Source organism: Chitinophaga sp. 30R24, from assembly GCF_049056765.1.
GTDB lineage: Bacteria > Bacteroidota > Bacteroidia > Chitinophagales > Chitinophagaceae > Chitinophaga.
Genome location: NZ_JBJGXX010000004.1, coordinates 149,180 through 173,475, shown reverse-complemented (window position 1 = coordinate 173,475; position 24,296 = coordinate 149,180). Strand labels below are relative to the sequence as shown.

The window sequence follows — 24,296 nt, the reverse complement described above, 5'->3', positions numbered from 1 at the left end:
CACTTTAATAGTATAAGATTTATTTTTGCGTTGACGCGGGTACGTTCGTTTAAAAATATCTACGAAGAAAAAGAGGTTTATGTGTTTCAATCTCTTGCGGTGAATATTTGTAGGCGGGCCCCTCTATTCAAAATTTATTTTTACTAAAAGTATAAAACAACGTCCAACACATGAAATTCAAAATTGATACCAAAGAAAAAATAGTCGTTTTTAGGCCAGAAGCCGCCGTGTTGGATGCTAATTTGTCAGACGACTTTATCGCCACTGCAACCCAATTACCAGAACTGACAGGACGCAATCTCATACTGGATTTGACATTGATAGAAAAAACGGACGCGGTTGGCGTAGAAGCCATTTTAACAGTTTATCAAAAAATGTATGACAACAACTTCTCTTGTGCGCTGACGGGTCTTAACAACACTTTAACAGCTGAACTGAAGTCTGCTAGCGGGGAGATGTTGAATATTGCTCCTACAATGGCCGAAGCCATCGACCTAGTAATGATGGAAGAGCTGGAAAGGGAGTTATTGGATGGGCTGGAATGATGCCACGCAGCTGGTAGCTGTTAACAACAGGCTGAGCGCAAACATTTAGTTTCGGCTATTGCTCTCAGCTGTAAAACATACAATACACAATAAACACTCGAGCAGTTTAGCTTTTGAGCATAAGCGGCGGCAAGGGTTAATGATAAGCTAAATGCCATTACCATGTTTGCAGTAACAATTTTAGGTAACAACTCTGCTATCCCTACGCTGGACAGACACCCCACTGCCCAGATCGTTACCTGCAACGAACAGTTACTGCTGATCGATTGCGGTGAAGGGACCCAGCTACAGATAGCCAGGTATAAAATAAGACGCAGCAAACTGCGCTATATTTTCATCAGCCATCTTCATGGAGATCATTATTTCGGGCTGATCGGCCTGTTGAATACCCTAAGCCTGATGGGACGTACTGAGCCCCTTAGCGTATATGGCCCTGAAGAACTGGGGCAGATCATCCAGCTACAATTGGACTGCTCAGCTACGGAGTTAAAGTTTCAGCTCTCTTTCATCCCACTTCAACCGGGTTACAGTGGTGTTATCTTAGAGGATAAAGACCTGCAGGTAGGTTGTTTTCCTACCGAACACCGTATTACCTGCTTTGGTTTTTCTATCCAACTGCAAAAGAAGAAACGCAGGTTGATCGCTGAACAAGCCAGGGCCTATGAGATACCAGCCGCATATCTCTCCAAATTACAGGACGGGGCAGACTATTTACGTAAAGATGGTGTACTGGTAAAAAACGACTGGGTAACACTGCCTCCTTGCCCGGGCAAACGATATGTGTATTGTGCAGATACCATTTACGATACCAACCTGATACCCTGGTTAAGAAATGCCGATATGATGTATCATGAAACTACTTATCTGCATGCACTGCAGGAAAGGGCAGCAGAACGCTACCACAGCACCTCTATACAGGCGGCCTCTCTGGCAGCAGCGGCCAACGTAAAAAAGCTGCTTATCGGGCACTTTTCTTCTAAATATACCGCACTACAGCCTTTTTTAGACGAGGCCCAACCGGTATTTTCCAACACTGCCATCGCGGAAGAAGGCGTGACGTATATCGTATAGCTGCCAAGGCATTTAAGCCTGGCAAATGAGTGGTTGCCGGGCCCAAACGTAAAAGTAACAGCCTTTATATTTTTAGTCGTTAAAACGGGCTAAAAAATATAAAGGCTGTTACTTTTACGATGGTAACCGGTTATAGTAAACTAGTAATTTCCCAGGTAGGTTTGTATTTTGCCATATAACCCTTCGGTAACGGGCACCACGGGTAAGCGGAAGTTGTTTTCCACAATTCCGGCATGATGCAAGAATGCCTTGATACCAGCAGGATTGTTTTCTGCAAACATCAATTCAAAGCCTTCCAACATTTTATTGTTCAGTGCGCGGGCAGCCGGGTAATTATTCGTTAAAGCAGCTTTTACCATACCGGAAAAGTCTTTAGCGAAATAGTTGGCCGCCACAGAGATAACGCCATCCATACCGCAGGCCAATTGACCAAGGGCCAGGGCATCGTCGCCACTGATCACCAGGAAATCCTTTGGCTTATCGCGAATAATTTGCATGCATTGCATCATATCTCCGGAGGCTTCTTTCATGGCAACGATATTTTCCACTTCATGCGCCAGGCGCAGCGTGGTTTCCGCTGTCATGTTACGGCCAGTACGGCCAGGCACATTATAGAGGATAATTGGTTTAGGAGAAGCAGCCGCTATTGTTTTATAATGCTGAAAAATGCCTTCCTGGGTAGGTTTACTGTAATACGGCGCTACGCTGAGTACCGCTACCGCCTCATCCAGCGGGCATTTTTCCAGTCTTTTTACTACATCCCGTGTGTTATAATCGCCCACACCAATTACTACAGGCACCCGCTTCGCCACCTTTTCGAAAGTGAATTTTATCAAATCCAGCTTTTCATCTGCAGAAAGAGTGGGGGTTTCACCAGTAGTGCCTAATGACACCACATAGTCGACGCCGCCATCGATCACATAGCTGATCAATTTTTCCAAAGCATTCCAATCTATGCTTTCATCTGCTTTAAAGGGTGTTACCAATGCCACCCCGGTGCCTTTGAGTTGTTCCATATTACGTTTACGGGAAAATAAAAATTTCGAATTCCAAAGGCCGAAATTCGAAATTTTTATTGTGATCTCTAAATATTTTTTATTTCTCTTCGTAAAAACCCATACGGGAGAACTTGTCGATACGTTGTTCTATACGGGTATCAGGATCAATTTTCCTCAGTTCGGCCAATGTTTCTTTGATACGAATCTTTAAGATCCGGGCCATTTCATCAGGGCTTACATGTGCGCCACCGAGTGGTTCACGTATAATACCATCTACCAGCCCGAACTGGCTCATGTAATCGGATGTAAGTTTCAGCTCTTCTGCAGCCTTTTCCTTGAAGCTCCAACTACGCCAGAGGATTGTAGAACAGTTTTCAGGAGAAATAACGGTATACCAGCTGTTTTCCAGCATAAATACCCTGTCGCCGATACCGATGCCCAAAGCGCCACCGGAAGCACCTTCTCCAATAATGATACAAATAACAGGTACACGAAGCTTCACCATTTCAAACAGGTTACGGGCAATAGCTTCAGCCTGTCCCCTTTCTTCTGCTTCCAGACCAGGATAAGCACCAGGCGTGTCGATCAGCGTAACAACAGGCTTATCGAACCTTTCCGCGAGTTTCATTAGGCGGAGCGCTTTACGATAACCTTCAGGATTAGCCATACCAAAGTTTCTCAGCTGACGCATTTTGGTATTAATACCTTTCTGTTGGCCGATAAACATTACAGTTTCCCCATCCAGATCAGCGAAACCGCCCACCATGGCCTTGTCATCTTTCACATTCCGGTCGCCATGCAGTTCCATAAAATTAGTGCACATTTTTTCGATGTACGCCAACGTATAAGGCCTATCAGGATGACGGCTCAACTGTACCCGCTGCCAGGGAGTGAGGTGGTCGTAGATATCTTGACGGGTAGCAGCAATTTTCTGCTCATACTCGTTCACGGTAGCCGATACATCTACGCCTGATTTTTCACCATTTTCCTTCAGCTTATCCAGCTGCTCATATAAGTCAGCGATAGGTTTCTCGAAATCCAGGAATTGCATAATTTGATTAAATTGGTTAAAGATCGGCTGTAAAGATAATGCTGAAAATATTTTTTAAAAAAGATTTGCTTAATTGGGAACTTTGTTGCTATCTTTGCAATCCCAAAACGGAACAACACAACGAATTGGGACACAAGTTCTTAGTTAGAATTTACGGAAAGGATCAGTAGTTCAGTTGGTTAGAATGCCGCCCTGTCACGGCGGAGGTCGCGGGTTCGAGTCCCGTCTGGTCCGCAAAAGGGGACAAATCATCATCAGCATGATTTGTCCCCTTTTTCATTAGAGCCGGTATTGCCCGACAGGCTGGCGATTAACGCGAATACTTCATTTACTTTTCCGGTTCGAAATACCTCATTTTTGCGATCGTAGCCGATTCCCTCAGAAAATATGAGTTTTTGCAACTTCTCTTTCATACCCGCATCACTGAATGCCATACCATAGGTAGTTTCAGCTCATAGCTAATCTTGGGTCATGAAATCAAATGGAACCTCCTCGGAAACATGAACATCTTTCCTCTTTTACGATATTCTCTTATAAAAGAAATAAGCCATTTCGAATAGTAAGAGAAGTCTGCATCATTGTATTTGGAAAAAAGTTCAAATACTTCACCATTCCAGTCTACTACTACGTAGGAGTAATATCCATCAATTTTTCCCGTTCCCCACAAGAGACTATCCGTGGTCCGATACATTGGGTATCCAATGCCTTCTGCAATGTGTTGTTTATATTTTCCATCGTTCCAGAAGAAACCCGCTCATTGAGCGGGTTTCTTCGAGTTTTGCCGATTTCAGTTTAATGGCCTCCGATCAGTTTAACAAACGACTGCATTCAGTTCTTCAATCATAGCGGGACGGCGGGGGTATTTACGGATTAATTCCTTTGCCACGGCGATAATTTCATCTTTCCCTTCAGGAATAGCTTTAATTACCTTTTCCATTTTGATAGCCAAATCTGCATATTCCCTACGGTTCCCAACCACATCTCCTTTACGCTCAAATGCAGGAATATATATTGCCAATAGCTGTACCGGATATATCTTTATCAAATAGTTATGATACTGTAACAATCTGTCCAAATCTGTTTCCTTGCTTATAAGTGCAAGTAGCCTGTCCCAATATTTTTCTTCAATATAAATAGGGGCAAGTAAATCAAGCAGTAATGTATCGGTCGAATACCATGCTTTGCCCTTATTTTTTTGATATTGCAGTTCTACACTTGTTATTCTTTCCTCAATATATTTTTCTATTTCCTCTTCCCATTCATCAATGGTGAAAGTATTCTTCCATTGATTATAGTAAACTGTATCAAAGCCCCGATTAAAAGCAAAATACTTCGTGTAATGCCTGATCGTCTTTTTATCGTTTTCTAAGACGGCAATGCGCAGCAATTCTTTCTGCCACTCCGCAACGGTTCCGGGATGGTCTTTCTTTTCAGCAATTTTAATTCCTTCAGCTATAAATTTCTTCGCGGGAGAGAAATCTTTTTCTTCTATTAAACTATTTACCTCTCCACGTCTGACATCAACAATATCTAAATTTTCAAGAACAAGCTCTTGAGCTCCTCTAATATTTCCTATAGCTTTCAGAAAGACTATTTTTTTTACAATGAAATACTCTTTTCTGTAGGGATATTCATCCGCTGAAGTCATTTTAATCTGACCATCAACAAACTCCAAATAGGATTTTTCTCTATTTAGTTTTATGGCAAGAGTTTGATACAAATCAACTATCTCATATCCAAAGTCACCATAATCAAAGTATATAGAACGATTTAGCGCTGATTGCACGAAAAAAAGGACTTCCTCCTGCAAATCCACTACTAAGCTTTCAGCGTCTGCAACAACCCTTATCAGTTCTATAGAACTGTTGATAATATCACCAATATATCCACTGGAATCATCGCAGTAAGTAATAAGTTCGATAACTTCTGTTAATACAGATCTCGCTACAATAAAAGCACCGCGGAAATTGCTTTTTTGTATCATCTGGCGGCCCTCATCAAGCAATCCATTAACCTCGTTTGCCAGCCTGTGAATGGATCGATAATCAATAAAATCTCCGCTCGAATGACTCCTTATGAAACTTTTAAGCTGTTTCGTATACTTATCTTCTATATTAATGCTGCTATCCTTATCCGAAAAGTACCGCTCAAAGAGAAATTTGAAGGTTTCATCCTTTGTGGCATGGGTCAAAATAAATTCCTGGAACTCCTCTAAGCTTATTCTTTGTATTAACTTATAAAAATCTGTTTTGGGGACTACGTTTTTGCGAACAGCAGTGTTTATAATTTTTTCCCTCAGAAGAAATAAAAGAGCTACGACATGTTTGCAAATATCACCGTCATAAGGGCAGTCGCATGAATATGATTTTATTCTATCCTTTTTGAAAATATCCACTCTCACGGTATATAGTTCGGTTCCCATCACTTCGGCTTGCCAGAAGTCTTTTCCTGTTTTTTCAACATCAACAACAGCTCCATTTTCATAATATTCCCTTCCTCTATATACGATTGTATCACTTATCTGTAATTCAAATTTTCTCAATGTGAGCATAAGTAATATTTAAATCATCGAAATAAATCATCCATAGTTAAACTATTCTGGACTATGCTATTAGAATGCATATTTCTCACTATTCCAAAAGTAGTAATCATAGTCAAAAAAATGGATTTATTAGTACGTGTTGCTGTTCGGAATGTGTCTATTTTATCTTGTAATTCTGTTTGATACTTTTATCAATAGTAAAAGGATTAATAGAGAACTTCATTTCGCATATATTGATAACATCGTCTTTTCTATCTATAACCAGATCTATTTGTCGCTTGCTCCCCTCACCTGTGTTGATCCATGAAAGAGCTACTTGTCTGGACACCACTGATACCAAGAGCATGTTTAATCTCTCTCAGATGAGCAAGACACACCTGCTCAAATGCATAACCACTCCAGGACCTTTGTTGCGGTGAATCAAGTCCATTAATCCAGGTATTCTTGTTCAACGCATGATTTCCGCGTATAAATCTGATATAAAACAAGGAATAAAAATCACTTAACTGAAAAAGACTATTAGCTACACCAGTAAGGTAAAATGCAAAATCCTGTTGAAAAGCTTCTCTGATTAAAAAAGTTTTACCAACCCTTCGCCTTCCATATACTGCAATAAACTGGGAAGTCTCAGATCCCATTGCCTGTTCTAGAATTTTCAATTCCTTCTCTCTTCCTATTATTCTACTCATTTCTTGCAATTTGGCTTTAAGTATACAAATCCAAACACTTAGAGCCAAATTGACTATCAATTCGCTCTAAGTCCGATCATATATACTGGTAAAGCCAAATAGGTAACTTATGAAGATTTTATAATATCCGTGACTTATCCTTCCTAAATTGGCCTCATCATATTATTTTACAAATGACTATCAGACTATTACGCATTAATGTATTATCCGACACCTGGCAGAAACACCACAAATACCGCCAAAAGCAACCTATTTACCACCATTGGTTTAACTATTTTTATTAAATTAGCCCCATAATAATCCATTTCACCCCATCTATCCTATATTGCTAAGACTATGCCTGAGAATAATAATATCCCTACCATCCCTCAAGAATGGATAACAGCAAAAACACTCAAAACAATTAGTGGCGCAGCACTATGCTGCTGGATGACCACCCTATTTTTTGATCTCATTTGTTTTATGCCTATTCAAAGCTATCAGCTGCATACCACACTCGTTGGGATCATCAGTACGCTTAGTTGCCTTAGTCTTGCTATTTATAAAATTTTCAGCTCCAGGAGTAAAAAAATAAAAACCCTGTGGATGCTTGTTTTTCCTAACGCCATGCTCATATACATTCACGCTTTAGGCTTTCAGGTAGCTACTAAAGAGTTGGCATTAAGAGCTTATAGCAACGAGGAAAGAAAAGAAACAACCAATAAAGCTGCAATTGTTCCCTTTTTCTATTTTCTCACACAGCAAACTTCCTGGATACCGGATCTGGGGTTAATGAATAAACTCAATATAGCAGAAAATCAGATAGGCAACCTACGCCAGGAAAACCTGGCACAACACAATACCATCCAAGCGTTAAATGAACAAATAATCAAACAATCAGCCATGATTAATGGCCGGCAACCAGCTGTGAATACTTCAGCAACTGGTACAGACAGTACTTCTTATTACAGCAATCAGTATAAAAGATGCTTAATAGCAAATACTTCGCTAACCAAAGAAAGAGACTCACTTGATAACCGGGTCAAACAGATCATCTCTAATTACAACGCCTGGAAAGAGCAGTATACTACCTACGATAAAAGAGATGCTATACTCATCAAAAGAATTGAAGATAAAAATGCACTTATCAATAAGTGGAATCAATATATGCAAAGCATGCAGCTTCCCCGTGCAGAAATTGAAAGGCAAATGAATGGCTATATGGGAGATGAAAACTATTATAGGAAATTATTCACACCTATCGGTATGTCTTTTTAACAGACTATGAATAACAAAGAGCGGATTAATGCTGCCTGCACATCAACTAATAGAAAGCATACCGGGGAAATAGTGACGGTAAGCAAATAAAACATTCAAAGATCAATAAGCGTTAGCCTTAATCCCCAACGCTTATTGATCTTTGACCGGGCTTATATTTTTTCTTCTTCTACGTCTACACCAATACTTTCAATTTCAACAACGTCTACAAACCCTTTAGGATCATCCCCATATTTGTTGCTACCCTGGATACCTTCAGCAAACAATAACCATAACCCATAAAAAGGAATGATAATAAACCAACCGCTTTTATTAAGGTCATGCGCTCTTTTAACTGACTGAGCTATAAAAAGCCAAAGCATAGGAAGAAAAATTATCAAAGAAACATAAGCGATTGTTTCATTTAAAAACTCCATAAGTAAACAGCTAGCTATATAAGCAATCAGCGACAAACCGTACTCTGTTCTTTTAATACGGCCAGAAAAGGAAAATGGCTTTTTAAACATAGGTATCATTAAATTTTAGATAAAAAAACAAGGGAAATGGGGCCACACCAGCCGGTACAGGATGCGGTGCAACATTATACATACCTGCTGATCATCTTATACTTTCTCAACCAACTGCTCAACCACCAGCTTCCTCCCAACGCCACTCCGAAAGTAAAGAGAAATTTTATTCCTGCCGGCAAAGCTATAGGTAGTAAAGCAAATTGAGACCAGGTAACAAAAATATAATGCACCAAATAAATGCAATAAGCATTTTCAGACAATGAACGGCTCCACTTACCAGAGGCATTACCTATTGCACAAAACATACTGATAAATGCAAGACTGCTACAGGCACAGGAAGCGGCAAAGCATATAAAGTACAACGACCATCCAATAGCAGCTGGCATAAGCTGCTGCTTTACCCATTGGGTTAAAACAACCGAAGCCAATACCAACGTGGCATATACCAATACCATTGCCAAACTCCATCCTATCCATCGCTTTATTAACAGTCCCTCTTGCGAAAATATACCCGTATTAAAATTGGTGGCTCCTACGCAAACGCCTATATTGAAATAGCCAAAATAAAGCAATATTCTGCCTATCTGGAAATCGAAGGGCCCTATCCCTGTCCAGGTGCCAATACCTACCCAGGCAGATACAGGTGCATGCAACAACAACGTCAGCAACCATAATACCCCAAAAACGGCCAACGGCTTCGCACTTCCTTTTACCAATACCTGACGTAACCAGGGGATACGCCTTTCAATAACCTCCACATATAACAAAGCCAGGAAATTAAACAGGAATAATACCCAGATAAACCAGGGAGGCCCCACTGGCCAACCTTGTGCAGTGAAATAATCCACTACAAACCCGATGATACCCGTTTGTTTGGTAGCAAGATAGTAAGCAGGATAGTAGGCTATTAACATCAAGCAAGTGCAGCCTACAGCAAAGGGTATAAACAAACGGAAAAATCTTTCCTTCAAAAATGCTCTCTTCCCCTTTTTCCGGATGCTTTTAACGATAAACAAACCACCAATGAAAAACATCAGTGACATAAAAAAAATATCATTAAAATCCACGAAAAGATCTAATCCTTTCCAACGTTGGGTATCTACCACCGGATGCGTAGAGTTGATATACCGCTTTGGATCGAACCAGGCAAAAGTAGTATAAGACAATGCGGAGTGATGCGCCACTACCAATATGGTAATGCATGAGCGCAGGTTATCGACCCATTGGGTCCTTTCTGGTATTGGTTTCATTGCTGTACGGATCGTGTCAGCTTTCGAGTATGCAGGACTTAAAGATAAGTGCCGCAGCACTGGAATTCAAATTTTTTTGATGTAAAAATTGCTGGCGGGGATTTATTATCTGCAGAACGGCAGAAGAAACCAATCTGTAAACAGACTTTGATACCCTTATCGCACCAAAGCCTGTTATAGTACTATTATATTATGCTCAGCCCATCGCAGCCAAGGCTGAATGGATGAACTTCATTTCTTCTCCGGTGATCTGTATACTGGCAGCACGTGCATTTTCTACCGACTGCTGGGCATTACGGGCGCCAGCCAAAGCAATGGTAATACCGGGCTGCTCTAGGGTCCAACGCAATACAAGTTGGCCCAATGTAGCGCCCTTAGCTGCTGCCAAAGGCTTTATTTTTTCCAGAAAGACATTGGTTTTTTCAATGCTGGCAGCTGTAAAGAAAGGGTTACCAGCCCGATGGTCTCCTTCCTGGAATTGCTGGCCGGGCTTCATTTTACCCGTAAGCAATCCCCTTTCCAATGGACTGTAAGCCAGTATAGATTTACCATGTTGCAGGCAATAAGGCACTACCTCTTGCTCAATCCCCCTGTTTACCATGCTGTAAGGCACCTGGTTAGATACAATGTTCACCGCTTTCTCTGCCTCTGCCATCTGTGCAGCACTATAGTTACATACCGCTGCATAGCGTACTTTTCCTTGCTGGATCAACTGTGCCACAGCCTCAAAAGTTTCCTCTATAGGCGTAGTACTCTCCGGCCAATGGATCTGATAAAGGTCAATATAATCCGTACCCAGACGCCGTAAACTATCTTCACATTCCTTTATCACACTTTCTTTTCCGGCGTACTTATAGATATCGATGTCTTTACCACTGTTATCTTTACTTTTAAAGGCAAAATCTCCTTTCGCCAGATCCCAGCGCATACCAAACTTGGTAAGTATCTGGATGTTGTTACGAGGCAAATCCTTAATCGCCTCCCCTACAATTTCCTCACTTGTACCTTGTCCATATATCGGAGCTGTATCAATAGAGGTTACCCCTTCATCATATGCCGCGCGGATAGCAGCTACTGCATCTGCCCTGTCTGTTTTACCCCACATCCAGCCGCCTGCAGCCCAGGCGCCAAAAGTAATTACCGAAACGTCTAAGTCACTATTTCCGAGTTTTCTGTGTTGCATATAAAAAGATTAAATGATAAAATACCGGTTAAATTGTAAACAAAAATAAATGCCGTGGAGCGCTTTTATGTGTAACAAACTTTTTCAACAACAACAGATATTTTCAAAATGTTGCGCGGCACAGGAAAGGATCAATCATGCGGAATTTCACCGTATTCGCTACCTGCCTTAAATCTTTCACTATCTGTTTATCATAATCTGTGGCAATATCGGTGACCGCATAGCCAATCTGTTTATTAGATACTGTGATATAATGTTGATCTGATGATCAGCAAACACCTGATTCACTTTGGCCTACGGTTTAGGATAAGAGATGGCAGCTGGCAGTTGATTGATATACAGAAATTCATCCAGGCTGGGAGTAATATAGTCTGCTTTGGCTATCACCGATTTACGTTCTATGTTTTCTGTGAAAGCATAAAACTTACTGATCATACCAGATTCTTTTAACTGAAAATCCGAATAACCATCACCAATACCATGAATGTCGCCCTCCAACTGCAGCTCACGTAACAGCTTTACTTTCCCTCCTTCATAAGAAAGTGGGTTACGCTCATCGTACCCGATAATTCCCCCCTCTTTGTTAAACAGAAAAGTATTGGCATAAATGTTTTCTTTTTTAATATGAAAAGGCAACACTACCGGAGTAATAAACTCTTTAAATCCACCTGATACAATTAATACGTCGTCTGCATGATGTTTAAAGAAATTTTTATTGCGGGCAAAAGAAACAGATACCAGCTTCTTCAAATGTTTCACCAATTGTTTCAGGTGATTCTTATTGGCCTCCAGTAATTGTATCCTTTTCGCAAGACTTTCCCGGAAAGAAAGCTGGCCTTCCATCGCCTGGTTCGTTAAAACTTCAATTTCCTTATAACTATTTTCCCTTTCTGGATGATCTTTCAAAGAAATGCGGGCCAGTTCATCTAATGCTTCTACCTGGATGAAAGTACTATCGAAATCAATAATATAATATTTTTTACTCACGTATCTGGTTATTTAATGCCCGGTATTCCGGCAAGCGCTGAAAGAAGTACAAAATTATACGTTTCAAGAAATTCTAGTAGTTAAACTTATTTTTCCAGGGGGATAACCACCGGAGAAGAAAGGAATAAGTGCACATCACATGTAAAGGTTTTCCTAAATCCACCACTAATTAAGGACTATTTGCGCAAAATTAGCGCTATTGTTAGGGCATGCTGCTTAATTTTAAGCGTTTACTCTTTGTATTCAACATAATATTAATCAATGATGAAATCTGATCAATTTTTTAATTCCACGATGAAGGCATTTAAAAGAGTTATGCTGGCTCTTGCTATAACAGTAGGAATAAGTAGTACCGCTGTAAAGGCACAAACCAATCCTTTTATTACAGACATGTATACTGCAGACCCTTCTGCACACGTATGGAAAGACGGACGGCTTTATGTATATGCCTCTCATGATATTGCCCCACCCCGTGGTTGTGACCTGATGGACCAGTATCACGTATTTTCTACCAACGATATGATCCACTGGAAAGACCATGGCGAAATTCTCCGGGCCAGCCAGGTTCCCTGGGGCCGTAAAGACGGTGGCTTTATGTGGGCACCGGATTGTGCCTATAAAAATGGCACTTACTACTTTTACTTCCCACATCCTTCTGGCGACCAGTGGAATACTACCTGGAAAATAGGCGTAGCCACCAGTAAAAAACCCGCCAGTGACTTTAAGGTACAAGGATACATCAAGGGATTGGAATCTATGATCGACCCTTGCGTATTTGTAGACGACGATGGGCAAGCTTACCTGTATTACGGCGGCGGCGGCACCTGCAAAGGCGGTAAACTGCAGGATAACATGATGGAAGTAGATGGCGAAATGAAGCGAATGGAAGGACTGGAAGATTTTCACGAAGCCAGCTGGGTACACAAAAGAAATGGTATTTATTATTTGTCTTACTCAGACAACCATAATGTAGATGGCAAGCATAACCGCATGCGTTATGCTACCAGTAAAAGCCCATTGGGGCCATGGACCTCTCAGGGCATCTACATGGACCCTACCGATAGTTATACCAACCACGGTTCTATCGTAGAATATAAAGGCCAATGGTATTCTTTTTACCATACCAGCGCCCTGTCTCATCACGATTGGCTGAGATCCATCTGTGTGGATAAATTATACTACAACCCAGATGGCACCATCCAGAAGGTGATACCTACCCCTGCTACCACTGATGTGCAGAAATAAAGAACATCGCAAAAACCGTTGCTATTTCGCTATAGCAACGGTTTTTTTATACTGTCCAGAAGGCAAGAAAGAATATCAGGCTAAAATAAGTCCACAGTACAGAAAATATAATGTGTACCGCTGTCTCAAAACGCTTTCCCTTCCATAATTCTGGTGCGTACACGAAAAACTGGAAAAACAAACGGCATCCCCAAAAAATAAATAATCCCAATGCCAATAAATGCCCCAGGCGGGTATGCAATATATCTGTTGCAGCATAGATGCAACCTACTCCCATTAATAATACCACCAGGGCTATAAAGAAAGTGTGTACATACATCACTTGCCTGCTTAACTGGCTTATGGCCGCAAATTCCTTCTTCCAGTTAAAATATCGTGGAAAAAACACATGCAATAGGGCCAATAACACGAGTAGATAACCTGTAATATTAAGCTGTAGTTCCATTTTTAACCAGTATAAAAGCCGACAAAAAAGGGGTCACCTTTCTTTCTTCTTCCACAGTAAGACCCGCGCCACTGAAAGTACATGCCCATTCGCTCCGGGAAAGGAAATGCAAGCAACCTATGTTGTAGGCCAAACAATTAGGCGTATCTCTCAGGTGTTCCAGCACAACTATTTTTCCGGTGATTTTCAAGCAGCGGCACAGCTCCTGAAAAAAAGCAATGCGCTCTCCGCGGTGCCGGATCTCATGCGCAGCTAACAATACCCATATGGTATCTGCCGATGCCGTTTCCAGGGGCACCGCCGTTGTGGTAATGGTTTGGGTACCCGGAAAAGGGCGATACACCCGGCGGGCACGCTCTATGGAAATTTCTGTATGTAGTCGTGGGTCATAGAAATCAAATACCGCCAGCACCGCCTGTGGATATTGCTGTTGCAAGCGAAAACTTGTTTCGTCGAATCCGGCATGAACATTTACCATTCGCTCTCCCGGATCAATACCTTCCAGCCAATGCAGTTCATATAATCCCGACCAATCGTAAATATACCAGGATACCATCAAAGAAAGCAAGGTACTTATCATTGCCAGGAATATCAGCCCTTGTCCACACACCTGAAGAAAAACGGGCGCCTCCCGGATGATCCACCAACCTGTTAACATCCCCCAGAGTGCCAGCACATAAAAATGCCAATTGAACCGGATAATGTTCCGTACACCTTGAAGAGGTCTCCTAACGGCAGCTCCTGCGCTTATCATCACCATAGATCTACTTTACCTTTTTTCCAATAATAAGGGATATGCTGGATCATGAAAGCATTAGCCAACCGGGCTTCCTGCCATACAGATTGCTGCAGAAAAGCAATACGGCTTTCCAGTACTTCTACAGGCGCAGGCGTCCAGTTTTCCCTCACCCCCTCAATCACCAGTACTTTACCCACCACCCCATCGCAGGTAAAGGTAAAGGGCAAAGGCCCGGCAAAGCGCCTGGCCTCTTTCCAGCTATTAAATGGAGAATCAGTCGGCAATGGCGCCGCTGGCGAGCCCGTATTCAGCACAATATGCAACCCCGATTGCTCAGAATGCACCTGCACCTGGTTATGCTGGTGCGTATATTGGATATCTGTAGTAGTATAGTTATAATGAGTAAACAAATTTCCTAAAAAAGCCATTTTCCTTTTATCTGTTTCAGATTTCAGTATATAAAGCCCCCGTAAATTTTTACCCTGTGGAGTAGTATAGCGAACAAATACCCGATAGCCGGTAAGTATAAAATCAGTACCCATAAACGCAGGAAAGCCCTTTGGCCGCAGGCCCCTGGTTTTAACAATGGCAATAGCAATAAAAGCCCATTCGTCAAGAAAAGTATCCAACATCAAACGGCGGGGCACCTGCTGCCGCAATATTGCTGCAGGCACAGCATAAGTGAGTACCAGAGAGCTTTCAAAAAAGGCTTCCACTGCAAAAGGATGATCTTTAAAAACGGATAACATCTATCAACGGTTTACATTCATTAATATAGATCACTGCCATAAATATAACAGCAAAGATGATATTGACCCTGCCAAACAACAACAGATCGGCCGCCAGTATAAATTCTATCACATTCATCACCCCTATCAACAATATCTGTAGCAAAGCGCACCAACTTGGTTTTATACCAGATAATATCCAAACAGCCATTCCTATTTCCAGCCATCCGATGATACGGGTGAGCAAAGTGGCATGAACCTCCCCTAATATTCTAGATACAATCTGTTGGTGACGCGGTACCTTATTCATTACCTTACAAATAAAGCCGTTAACAAACCAAACCAGGGCAATCATCATGTGTATAAGAAATTTCAGCATTAACATAGGCTATCTGGCCAACAAGGTAAGGTAAGAAAAACAAATAATGAACGGGCCACTCAACAAACAAATTTGAGCCGTACAGCAAACTTATTAATCTTTTTAAACCGGATCTTTGTTTATAGATAAACAAACGCACCCACATTAATGAGTCATACAAAACCAACAACTTTTACAGAAGACTTACAACAGCAATATAATATCCTATACTCCTGTGTGAGCAAGCAAAAACGTGGCCATCAACAGATAGTGGCCGAGCACGCCCTGTGTTACGTACAGGCGGGCGAAATCAGGTTTTATACCAACGAAGGTACGATTAGCCTTATGCCTGGCGACTTCGGGATTATCCGGCGTAACCAGCTGGCCAAATCCTTAAAGCTGTGCGCACCCGATGGCACACCATTCCGATCTACCAGCATTTTCCTGGAACAATCGCTGTTACACCGGTACAGCAAAGAACATAATATTGTAGCCTCTGGCCCTTATACGGGAAAAGGCCTAGTGGTATTATCGCCCGATCCTTTCCTGAAAGGATATTTTGAATCCTTACAACCTTATTATGAACAGCCGGTGCAACTTACTTCTGCTATGGCAGAACTTAAAACCCGGGAAGCATTAGAGCTGCTATTACGTTTCCGCCAGGAAATGAAATCTTTTTTGTTCGACTTCAGCGAACCACACAAGATAGACCTCGAAGCCTTTATGAACCAAAACTTCACCTATCACGTACCTATCAGTCAGTTTGCCCGGTTAACAGGCCGTAGCCTGGCTACCTTTAAACGGGACTTCCAAAAAGTATTTCCTTTGCCTCCCGAAAAATGGTTGATCAAAAAAAGATTGGAAGAAGCACATTTTCTGATCGCCGAAAAGAGACAAGCCCCTTCGCAGGTGTACCTGGAAGTAGGATTCGAAAACCTCTCCCATTTTTCAGACGCCTTTAAAAGGATGTTTGGTTATAATCCTTCCAACCTTGCTGCTATCCAGGCAGAGCAATAAGTGCCGGTACAATAATTGATCTAAGGCACCTATGCCTTCTTCCGTTGTAGCCCATATGATTTATCGTGCTAATACCCATACATTACGGATCATATTTGTATCCGGGATGATATATGATTACAAAGAAGTACCCGAGGCAGTATACCTGGCTATGAAATCAGCGGAGTCTAAGGGCATCTACCTAAATAAACATATTAAAGGCCACTACAACTATGAAAAAATAAGATAGGCCTCTTTTATGAATGCTTATATATACTTGTAACAATGCCGTCTTCCCCTTATCAATAATTAAGCATTCCATCTTCGTAGAATATCTATTATTTTATTACCTGAATTATTATTCTATACAATGGTTTATCATGCCAATATTACATCGTTCATGAAATATCATTAATAAATGATTATCAATCATTTATCTCAATAAAAATTATTCTTTGCGGATATTCAAACCATGGCTAATTTTGATTTAAAATCGTAACAAATAAAAATGTTTTAACCAATCAAAACACACCTATTCTAAAAGGGTCATGATCTGAATAATTTTTATTAGCGTTTTACATTTTGACCGAATTCTAAATCTAAAAAAATGGATACAAACATCTTTGAACAAATACTGGCAGGGTTTGATGGAATGGAGAAGAAATTTGATAGTATAGATGAAAGATTTAATGCTATAGATAAGAGACTGGATGATATTGATGAGAGACTTAACGTTATTGATGAAAGACTGGATGGTATTGATGAAGGGCTGAACGTTATAGATAAGAGACTGGATGGTATTGATGAGAGACTAGATATTGTGGATGAAAGATTTAACGTTATAGATGAAAGGTTTAATACGGTAGATGAAAAATTAGATCCTATAAATGATAAGATTGATACAATAGCTGAATGGTTACCCTACAGAAAACCCCGTGTTAATATTCCTATAAATGCAAAACCGAAAAAAAACTAATACAAATCAATTAGCAGACAATTATCCATACCAGTGTGTAGTTGCCTGCTAATTGATTTGTTGGGAATACCGTTCCAATTTTTCTTTCTCTGCTTTAGTTAAACTGCTCATCCCCTTGTTATGGATCTTCTCCAATAAAGCATCTAATTCCTTCTGGCGGCTGGCCTTTTCAACATTGTACTTATCATCGATATCGGCGAATACCTGGTGCTGCCGGAAAAAATAATTATCGATTAACAGGAAATACGGGCGGGTAACAATCATATAGATAAAAAAGATACAAGGCAATGCCATCACCAGCACGGTGGGCAGATTTGCCAACAAGGCCTGAGGGGATATGAACAATGCCAACAACATACCAGTGAGACCACCGCCCAGATGGGCATCATGACCAATATTATCCTGCCGGGATTTAATACCGTATACCGCAATTAAAACATATACCAGTCCATACAACCATCCAGGTACCGATAACAGCCCAAAGAAACTAATCCCTATACCAGGATACAAAGCAATACAGGCAAAGATCACTCCACAGATAGCCCCCGAAGCTCCTACTGCACTATAATCGCTATCATATCTATGGATAAACAGCGAAAGCAGATCTCCCCCTATCAAACTACCAAAATAGATATACAGAAAAGAAAGGCCGCCCAGATCTGTTTCCAACAACAAACTGAAAGTCAATAAGGAAATCATGTTAAACAACAAATGCCTCCAGCTTACATGAAGGAAACCAGAGGTAATTAAACGCCAGTATTCCCTGAATACCTTTACCCGTTCTACCTCGAAAGTATACTTATCAAAAAAAGTGCGGTTTTTAAATCCTTTGTAAGAGAAAATAATATTGACCAATATGATCACCAGGGTTATCATGCCGGTATGTTGCATAGTAGAAAGGGATTTTTAAGGGTTGTTTTCAAACGCCCATGCAATAAAAGACCATAGCACGAGCCACGAATCTGGACAAAGATAAAACATTTACTAACAGGCATTACTATCCCACTGCAAACAAATCACCTGCTTTTTGCTGCCACCTTACCAAATCCACAGTAGATATCCTAATGCACAGAGGGCTACATGTGATACAACTGCCAAGGCCATACGAACTTCTCCTAAACCCACGGAATATACCAAGACGTTGGCTATATCTTTTGGATGAAATAGATAATAACAATATTAATTATAAAGCCGCCATACAATCGCAGTACGGTAGTGACGACCATGTTTCAAAAGATATGTGGTTACTAAATAACTACGTTTATTTTAGCTCCTCCAGGAATATTCATGAAGGAGCTTTTAGCATGACCAACACGGGGAAAACCAATAAATTTTATATTTTTTTTAAAAAATATTTGGAGGATTGGAAATAATCTTGCTACATTTGCAATCCCAAACGGGAATACAGAACGGCTGAAATGCCCGCCAGTATTAAGGATCAGTAGTTCAGTTGGTTAGAATGCCGCCCTGTCACGGCGGAGGTCGCGGGTTCGAGTCCCGTCTGGTCCGCAACAAGGACTTTCTTAAAGTTAAATCCGCGTCAATCGTATGATTGATGCGGATTTTCTGTTTTTAGCCTGCGCGCGTTGAGTCTGAGCTACTCCGGCATTATCATCTCGTGAAAGACACCACAACACTACCTCCTTATTATTGAAATTACCAGCGGAGATCATCCGAAAACAAGAATATAATAGCAGTTAAAGTGATGCCACGTGCATCACTTATTAACCGATGAGATGCCGGCCCCAAGACAATCCCAACACCGTACGTCAGCTACATAACCCATGAAAGTATCCACCATATTAGTCTTCATCTCCTTCTCCAGTAACGCGAAGAAATATTCCAGTTTCTTGTGAAATTGAAAACTTATCGTAATATTGCAATAACACAATAATAATGATATGGGTGCAACAAAAACGGACTTATTTACCAAGCAGCAAAATGATATTGCAATGATGGCTAAAGCCTTGGCACATCCGGCCCGTATTGCCATCCTGCAATACCTTGTTAAAAAGAACGCTTGCGTATGTGGTGATCTGGTAGAAGAATTAGGTTTGGCCCAGGCAACTACATCCCAACACTTAAAAGAACTGAAAACAGCCGGAATTATCCAAGGTTCAATCGAAGGAGCCAGTGTATGCTACTGCATCAACCCCAAAGTATGGAAACAGTATAAAAACTTGTTCAACTCATTCTTCAAAGACATTGAGCTAAAGAATAGCTGCTGCTAAAAATTTTTTACTTAAAATAATCGCAATATTGCAATAATACAATATCATTTAGATCATGACTGCAAACGAATAAATGAAGTACAGTAGTTGGAATTTAAAAATTATTATCAATTAATTATGCAAAATTATAATCCGGCTCAACATAAAAAACTCAGTTTTTTAGACCGCTACCTAACATTATGGATTTTCCTCGCCATGGCTACAGGAATAGGCATCGGATACTTCTTTCCCTCATCTTCAATATTTATCAACTCCTTTTCATCAGGAACCACCAATATTCCGTTAGCAGTCGGCTTAATCCTCATGATGTACCCACCGCTGACAAAGGTGAAATACGAGCATATAGGTGAGGTGTTCCGTAATACAAAAATCCTTTTTGTATCCCTGTTGCTGAATTGGGTGATTGGGCCGATACTCATGTTTGGTTTAGCTGTTTTATTCCTGCATGGATACCCGGAATATATGACCGGTCTTATTCTGATCGGATTAGCGAGGTGTATTGCAATGGTAATCGTATGGAATGAGTTAGCAGATGGCAGCCGGGAATATGCAGCCGGACTGGTAGCCCTGAACAGCATCTTTCAGGTACTGCTCTACAGTGTATATGCGTATGTGTTCATTACCTGGCTTCCGGCTGTTTTCGGCATGAAAGGTATAACAGTAGACGTTTCCATTGGAGAGATCGCAAAAAGTGCAGGTATTTACCTTGATATTCCGTTCGCAGCTGGTGTTATCAGCAGGTATGCGCTGATTACATGGAAGGGTGAAAAGTGGTTTCAGGAAAAATACGTGCCTTTCATTTCCCCCGTCACTTTAATCGCACTGCTTTTCACCATTGTTGTGATGTTCAGCCTTAAAGGAGAATTGATCGTACAGGTTCCATTTGATGTAATCCGTATAGCAATTCCACTGGTGGTATACTTTGCTATCATGTTCCTTGTGAGTTTCTTCTTAGGTAAAACAATGGGGGCAGACTATTCAAAAACTACCTCAATCGCCTTTACTGCTACTGGAAATAACTTTGAGTTGGCGATAGCTATAGCCATTGGCGTGTTCGGCATTAATGCTGGTCAGGCATTCGTTGGCGTAATCGGTCCGTTGGTAGAAGTACCGGCATTGATTGCACTGGTAAATGTTGCTTTCTGGCTCAGGAAGAAGTGGTATCGTAACAGTGAAATTCCAGTAGTAACTGTAGAAGCATAGGAACAAAAAAACGGACCAGCGAATAATAATTAAAAGAATCCTTTATAAAGATGAAAAGAATATTGGTACTCTGTACTGGCAATAGCTGCCGCAGTCAGATAGCAGAAGGTTATCTCAGACATTTTGCCGGCGACAAAGCCGAAATTTATAGCGCTGGCGTAGAAACACATGGCGTCAATCCTAAAGCAATCGCTACAATGGCCGATGATGGTATTGATATTTCCGGACATACGTCTAATAATATTAGTGAGTACAGCAGTATTCCATTTGACTATGTAATTACCGTTTGTGACAATGCAAAAGAAAGGTGTCCGTTTTTCCCAACTACCGCACAGAAGTTCCATGAAAATTTTCCGGATCCTGCAAAAGCCACCGGAACTGAAGAAGAAATCATGCAGCAGTTCAGCACAGTAAGACAGATCATAAAAGAGTATACCCAATCCTTTGTAGCGGCTCATTTGTAATGTGGCACCTGATATTTAAGCAATAGGCCAGATTTGGGCCTATTGCTTAAATATCAGGAAATCCATATTTTCTTTATTTTTGCCAAATGAAATGGCTACTCTTGTTATTTTCATTATATGTAATTATACTCTCCGGCATTCCCTGCGATTGCCAGGAGGATGATTTCATGTATGCAACTGCCACCTCAGCTGATAGCCATAATAACCATCATGACGGAGAACACCAGCAACAAGACTGCCCATGTTCACCGTTTTTCGCATGTAGTACCTGTCATGGGGTAGTAATCCCGGATGGGAGTATTAAAATCATTAAACCGGTGTACGTGGATAAACAGGTATTCTACCCGTACAAGGAAAACGCAGTTATTCAATACCCCTTTTCTATCTTCCAACCTCCCCAGCTAACATAATCCCATCCTAACAAGATCTACAAGGTAACACCGCTGGTGGTGAAGTACATTTATACACTACAAACAAAGAATGAAACGCATAACTTTCATAGCAATGTTGCTATGCTCATTTGTCATGAGCCACGCACAACATAAAATATTGGTCTCTGTTAGAGACGCCGATTCCCATGAGCCACTACCAGGAGCTACTGTACTCCTTAGTGGCACCAGTATCGGTATGCAAACAGATTCCCTCGGTACAGCCACATTAAATAATATTACTGATGCCAGTCACGAACTAACAGTGCGGTTCATTGGCTACCTGGAATACAGTAAAAAACTTCAGTTCCCACTGCCAGTAGATACCATCATTGTACAGCTGGAGCATACCGGAGAAAAGATAGAAGAAGTAGTTATTTCATCTACCCGCAGCAGCAGAACTATTCAGAACATACCTACCCGAGTTGAATTTATTGGCAGGGAGGAGTTGGAAGAAAAAGGGAATATGAAGCCCGGAGACATCCGTATGATGTTGAATGAAAATACAGGTATCCAAACACAGCAGGTATCTGCCACATCCGCCAATTCCAGTATCCGTATTCAGGGCCTTGATGGAAGATATACACAGATACTGAAAGACGGATTTCCTTTGTACGCAGGGTTTTCCGGCTCATTTGGACTACTACAAACCCCTCCATTGGATTTAAAGCAGGTAGAGGTGATCAAAGGCGCCGCATCCACTTTATACGGTGGCGGTGCAATAGCTGGTCTCGTAAATCTTATATCAAAGGCCCCAACGAAAGAAAAAGAACTGCGTTTCCTGCTGAACGGCACTTCTGCCGGTGGCTTTGATGTGAACGGTTATTATGGGCAACAATTTGAAAAAGTAGGTGTAACTATATTCGCTTCCCGAAATAGCAATAGGCCCTATGCCCCTGCTAGTACAGATTTTACAGCTATCCCGCAATTTGAAAGATATGTTATAAATCCAAAGCTTTTTGTCAATTTAAGCCCAAAAACAAAACTGAATATAGGCTTAAACGGGGCCTTTGAAGATCGTACAGGCGGCGATATAAAATACCTCAAAGGCAATGGTAACAGCACCCATAGCTATTTTGAAAAAAACAAAAGCACCAGGCTATCTACCCAATTCGCCTTCGAGCATCAATGGAATGAACATAGTACACTCGCAGTTAAAAACTCAATCAACAATTTTCAACGTACCACCACTATACCTGATTACATATTCGATGGAAAGCAGCTTTCCTCCTATTCAGAAGCTACCTACAGTAATCAGCATGAAAACGTTGAATGGATTGGAGGATTAAACTACTATACAGACCATTTTAAAGAATATCCCAAAGACGCATTTCTTAAACGGAACTACGATCAGCAAACTATTGGCGCTTTCTTGCAAAACACATGGAAGGCCAACCCCTGGTTACAACTGGAAACAGGGCTGCGGGGTGATTATGTTATAAACTACGGCTTAGTGCTGCTTCCGCGAATCTCCGCTTTGTTCAAAATATCCCCTAAAGTCAGTTCCCGTATAGGCGGAGGGTTAGGATATAAAACACCAACTATATTTACAGAAGAGACGGAACGTATTCAGTTCAGAAATGTTTTCCCGATCAATGCTGGCAACAATGAACTGGAAAGATCATACGGTGGGAATTTTGATGTCAATTACCGCAACTCTTTCTTTGACGGCAAATTAAGTTTCAGTATCAATCAGTTATTTTTTTACACCCGGATAAACAATCCGTTATTAATGGAATCCACATCGACTAACACATATCACCTTATCAATGTGGATGGTTACATGAACACCAAAGGTTGGGAAACCAATGTTAAACTGGGGTATAGAGATTTCAAACTATTCATTGGATATACATTCACCGATGCACAGATTGCAGAACAGGAAAAAAAGTGGAATACCACTTTAACAGCCCGCCACAGACTTAACAATGTACTGATGTACGAAATAGAAGATAAATGGAAAGTCGGGCTGGAAGCATACTATTACAGCAAACAACCTTTGAGTGATAACGATACAGGAAAGGCATACTGGTTATGCGGGTTCATGGCTGAAAAGATTTGGGAAGGGTTTTCAATATTCGTGAATTTCGAAAATATGCTTGACGCCAGACAAACCCGTTTTGATAGTATCTATACCGGTACAGTTACGCATCCAGTGTTCAGGGATATATATGCCCCGCTGGATGGATTCGTTGTAAACGGAGGCTTAAAATTGAGGCTATAGCATTATCCTTCTGGTACTCTATGGCATAGGTACGGGCAAACAGCAAATTTTGCCCGTACCTATGCCACCTAGGGGTATTTTGATTGTCATATCCCTGCTTGGGATCATTGGGCCACTATCTGATAAAATTAATAAATACTAATTAACCGTTATGTGGCAAACTGGATTTTCCGGTAG

Annotated in this window: 26 protein-coding genes and 2 tRNA genes; 14 read left to right on the top strand and 14 right to left on the bottom strand. The window is 41.1% G+C overall.

Annotated elements, in window-relative coordinates:
* The first annotated feature begins 170 nt into the window (after positions 1-170).
* Both ACDQ55_RS12735 and ACDQ55_RS12730 read left to right on the top strand, forming a co-directional pair.
* A complete protein-coding gene (locus ACDQ55_RS12735; RefSeq protein ID WP_420981778.1) occupies positions 171-545 on the top strand; it encodes an STAS domain-containing protein in 375 nt (124 codons plus the stop codon).
* Between the two features lie 162 nt (positions 546-707).
* Positions 708-1,616 (top strand): ribonuclease Z, encoded by a 909-nt coding sequence (locus tag ACDQ55_RS12730; protein ID WP_420981777.1) that lies wholly within the window; start codon positions 708-710, stop codon positions 1,614-1,616.
* A gap of 140 nt (positions 1,617-1,756) precedes the next feature.
* Here ACDQ55_RS12730 and dapA read toward each other — a convergent pair whose 3' ends face one another.
* Both dapA and ACDQ55_RS12720 read right to left on the bottom strand, forming a co-directional pair.
* Positions 1,757-2,632 (bottom strand): 4-hydroxy-tetrahydrodipicolinate synthase, encoded by an 876-nt coding sequence (dapA, locus tag ACDQ55_RS12725; RefSeq protein WP_420981776.1) that lies wholly within the window; start codon positions 2,630-2,632, stop codon positions 1,757-1,759.
* Positions 2,633-2,711: 79 nt separating this feature from the next.
* Complete coding sequence (locus ACDQ55_RS12720) at positions 2,712-3,665, bottom strand: acetyl-CoA carboxylase carboxyltransferase subunit alpha (RefSeq protein ID WP_420981775.1); 954 nt, start codon at positions 3,663-3,665, stop codon at positions 2,712-2,714.
* Positions 3,666-3,825: 160 nt separating this feature from the next.
* Between ACDQ55_RS12720 and ACDQ55_RS12715 the strand changes: the two genes are divergently transcribed.
* Positions 3,826-3,899: transfer RNA gene (locus ACDQ55_RS12715), tRNA-Asp, on the top strand.
* Between the two features lie 20 nt (positions 3,900-3,919).
* Here ACDQ55_RS12715 and ACDQ55_RS12710 read toward each other — a convergent pair.
* From ACDQ55_RS12710 to ACDQ55_RS12700, 3 genes are all read right to left on the bottom strand, one after another.
* Complete coding sequence (locus tag ACDQ55_RS12710; RefSeq protein WP_420981774.1) at positions 3,920-4,099, bottom strand: hypothetical protein; 180 nt, start codon at positions 4,097-4,099, stop codon at positions 3,920-3,922.
* A gap of 377 nt (positions 4,100-4,476) precedes the next feature.
* Positions 4,477-6,216 (bottom strand): SWIM zinc finger family protein, encoded by a 1,740-nt coding sequence (locus ACDQ55_RS12705; protein WP_420981773.1) that lies wholly within the window; start codon positions 6,214-6,216, stop codon positions 4,477-4,479.
* A gap of 278 nt (positions 6,217-6,494) precedes the next feature.
* Complete coding sequence (locus ACDQ55_RS12700) at positions 6,495-6,896, bottom strand: ATP-binding protein (RefSeq protein WP_420981772.1); 402 nt, start codon at positions 6,894-6,896, stop codon at positions 6,495-6,497.
* Positions 6,897-7,232: 336 nt separating this feature from the next.
* Here ACDQ55_RS12700 and ACDQ55_RS12695 point away from each other — a divergent pair, with 336 nt between their 5' ends.
* Complete coding sequence (locus tag ACDQ55_RS12695; RefSeq protein WP_420981771.1) at positions 7,233-8,153, top strand: hypothetical protein; 921 nt, start codon at positions 7,233-7,235, stop codon at positions 8,151-8,153.
* A 152-nt stretch (positions 8,154-8,305) separates the two neighbouring features.
* Here ACDQ55_RS12695 and ACDQ55_RS12690 read toward each other — a convergent pair whose 3' ends face one another.
* From ACDQ55_RS12690 to ACDQ55_RS12675, 4 genes are all read right to left on the bottom strand, one after another.
* The gene (locus tag ACDQ55_RS12690; protein WP_420981770.1) at positions 8,306-8,659 is read right to left on the bottom strand and encodes a DUF805 domain-containing protein; all 354 of its coding nucleotides are present in this window, start codon (positions 8,657-8,659) and stop codon (positions 8,306-8,308) included.
* A gap of 74 nt (positions 8,660-8,733) precedes the next feature.
* Positions 8,734-9,912, bottom strand: a complete 1,179-nt coding sequence (locus ACDQ55_RS12685) for an acyltransferase family protein (protein WP_420981769.1) — start codon at positions 9,910-9,912, stop codon at positions 8,734-8,736.
* Between the two features lie 196 nt (positions 9,913-10,108).
* Positions 10,109-11,095 (bottom strand): aldo/keto reductase, encoded by a 987-nt coding sequence (locus ACDQ55_RS12680; RefSeq protein WP_420981768.1) that lies wholly within the window; start codon positions 11,093-11,095, stop codon positions 10,109-10,111.
* Positions 11,096-11,389: 294 nt separating this feature from the next.
* Positions 11,390-12,082 carry an HAD-IB family phosphatase gene (locus ACDQ55_RS12675; RefSeq protein ID WP_420981767.1) on the bottom strand — a complete coding sequence of 231 codons (693 nt, stop codon included), beginning with the start codon at positions 12,080-12,082 and terminating at the stop codon, positions 11,390-11,392.
* Positions 12,083-12,343: 261 nt separating this feature from the next.
* Here ACDQ55_RS12675 and ACDQ55_RS12670 point away from each other — a divergent pair, with 261 nt between their 5' ends.
* Entirely contained in the window at positions 12,344-13,327 is a 984-nt protein-coding gene (locus tag ACDQ55_RS12670) for a family 43 glycosylhydrolase (protein WP_420981766.1), read from the top strand.
* A 46-nt stretch (positions 13,328-13,373) separates the two neighbouring features.
* On the opposite strand, the gene ACDQ55_RS12665 is transcribed toward ACDQ55_RS12670, so the two are convergent.
* The 4 genes from ACDQ55_RS12665 to ACDQ55_RS12650 are packed head-to-tail and all read right to left on the bottom strand — an operon-like array spanning position 13,374 to position 15,597.
* Entirely contained in the window at positions 13,374-13,772 is a 399-nt protein-coding gene (locus tag ACDQ55_RS12665) for a hypothetical protein (RefSeq protein WP_420981765.1), read from the bottom strand.
* The gene (locus ACDQ55_RS12660; protein WP_420981764.1) at positions 13,756-14,532 is read right to left on the bottom strand and encodes a methyltransferase; all 777 of its coding nucleotides are present in this window, start codon (positions 14,530-14,532) and stop codon (positions 13,756-13,758) included. The genes ACDQ55_RS12665 and ACDQ55_RS12660 overlap by 17 nt, the downstream gene beginning before the upstream one ends.
* Entirely contained in the window at positions 14,526-15,260 is a 735-nt protein-coding gene (locus tag ACDQ55_RS12655; protein WP_420981763.1) for a DUF2071 domain-containing protein, read from the bottom strand. Before ACDQ55_RS12655 ends, ACDQ55_RS12660 begins: the two co-directional genes overlap by 7 nt.
* Complete coding sequence (locus ACDQ55_RS12650) at positions 15,244-15,597, bottom strand: DoxX-like family protein (RefSeq protein WP_420981762.1); 354 nt, start codon at positions 15,595-15,597, stop codon at positions 15,244-15,246. Before ACDQ55_RS12650 ends, ACDQ55_RS12655 begins: the two co-directional genes overlap by 17 nt.
* A gap of 168 nt (positions 15,598-15,765) precedes the next feature.
* Here ACDQ55_RS12650 and ACDQ55_RS12645 point away from each other — a divergent pair, with 168 nt between their 5' ends.
* From ACDQ55_RS12645 to ACDQ55_RS12635, 3 genes are all read left to right on the top strand, one after another.
* Positions 15,766-16,614 (top strand): helix-turn-helix domain-containing protein, encoded by an 849-nt coding sequence (locus ACDQ55_RS12645; protein ID WP_420981761.1) that lies wholly within the window; start codon positions 15,766-15,768, stop codon positions 16,612-16,614.
* A gap of 31 nt (positions 16,615-16,645) precedes the next feature.
* Complete coding sequence (locus ACDQ55_RS12640) at positions 16,646-16,843, top strand: KTSC domain-containing protein (protein ID WP_420981760.1); 198 nt, start codon at positions 16,646-16,648, stop codon at positions 16,841-16,843.
* Between the two features lie 357 nt (positions 16,844-17,200).
* Positions 17,201-17,569, top strand: a complete 369-nt coding sequence (locus tag ACDQ55_RS12635; RefSeq protein WP_420981759.1) for a hypothetical protein — start codon at positions 17,201-17,203, stop codon at positions 17,567-17,569.
* Positions 17,570-17,617: 48 nt separating this feature from the next.
* On the opposite strand, the gene ACDQ55_RS12630 is transcribed toward ACDQ55_RS12635, so the two are convergent.
* Positions 17,618-18,460, bottom strand: coding sequence for a rhomboid family intramembrane serine protease (locus ACDQ55_RS12630; RefSeq protein ID WP_420981758.1), 843 nt, complete (start codon positions 18,458-18,460; stop codon positions 17,618-17,620).
* Between the two features lie 544 nt (positions 18,461-19,004).
* Between ACDQ55_RS12630 and ACDQ55_RS12625 the strand changes: the two genes are divergently transcribed.
* From ACDQ55_RS12625 to ACDQ55_RS12600, 6 genes are all read left to right on the top strand, one after another.
* A tRNA-Asp gene (locus ACDQ55_RS12625) sits at positions 19,005-19,078 on the top strand.
* A 392-nt stretch (positions 19,079-19,470) separates the two neighbouring features.
* Positions 19,471-19,800, top strand: a complete 330-nt coding sequence (locus tag ACDQ55_RS12620; protein ID WP_420981757.1) for an ArsR/SmtB family transcription factor — start codon at positions 19,471-19,473, stop codon at positions 19,798-19,800.
* 117 nt (positions 19,801-19,917) lie between these two features.
* Positions 19,918-21,003 (top strand): ACR3 family arsenite efflux transporter, encoded by a 1,086-nt coding sequence (gene arsB, locus ACDQ55_RS12615; protein WP_420981756.1) that lies wholly within the window; start codon positions 19,918-19,920, stop codon positions 21,001-21,003.
* A gap of 50 nt (positions 21,004-21,053) precedes the next feature.
* Positions 21,054-21,467 carry an arsenate reductase ArsC gene (locus tag ACDQ55_RS12610; protein WP_420981755.1) on the top strand — a complete coding sequence of 138 codons (414 nt, stop codon included), beginning with the start codon at positions 21,054-21,056 and terminating at the stop codon, positions 21,465-21,467.
* Between the two features lie 86 nt (positions 21,468-21,553).
* Positions 21,554-21,877: a DUF6660 family protein gene (locus ACDQ55_RS12605; RefSeq protein ID WP_420981754.1), complete on the top strand. Its 324-nt coding sequence runs from the start codon at positions 21,554-21,556 to the stop codon at positions 21,875-21,877.
* Between the two features lie 115 nt (positions 21,878-21,992).
* Positions 21,993-24,119, top strand: coding sequence for a TonB-dependent receptor (locus tag ACDQ55_RS12600; RefSeq protein WP_420981753.1), 2,127 nt, complete (start codon positions 21,993-21,995; stop codon positions 24,117-24,119).
* The last annotated feature ends 177 nt before the right edge of the window (positions 24,120-24,296 follow it).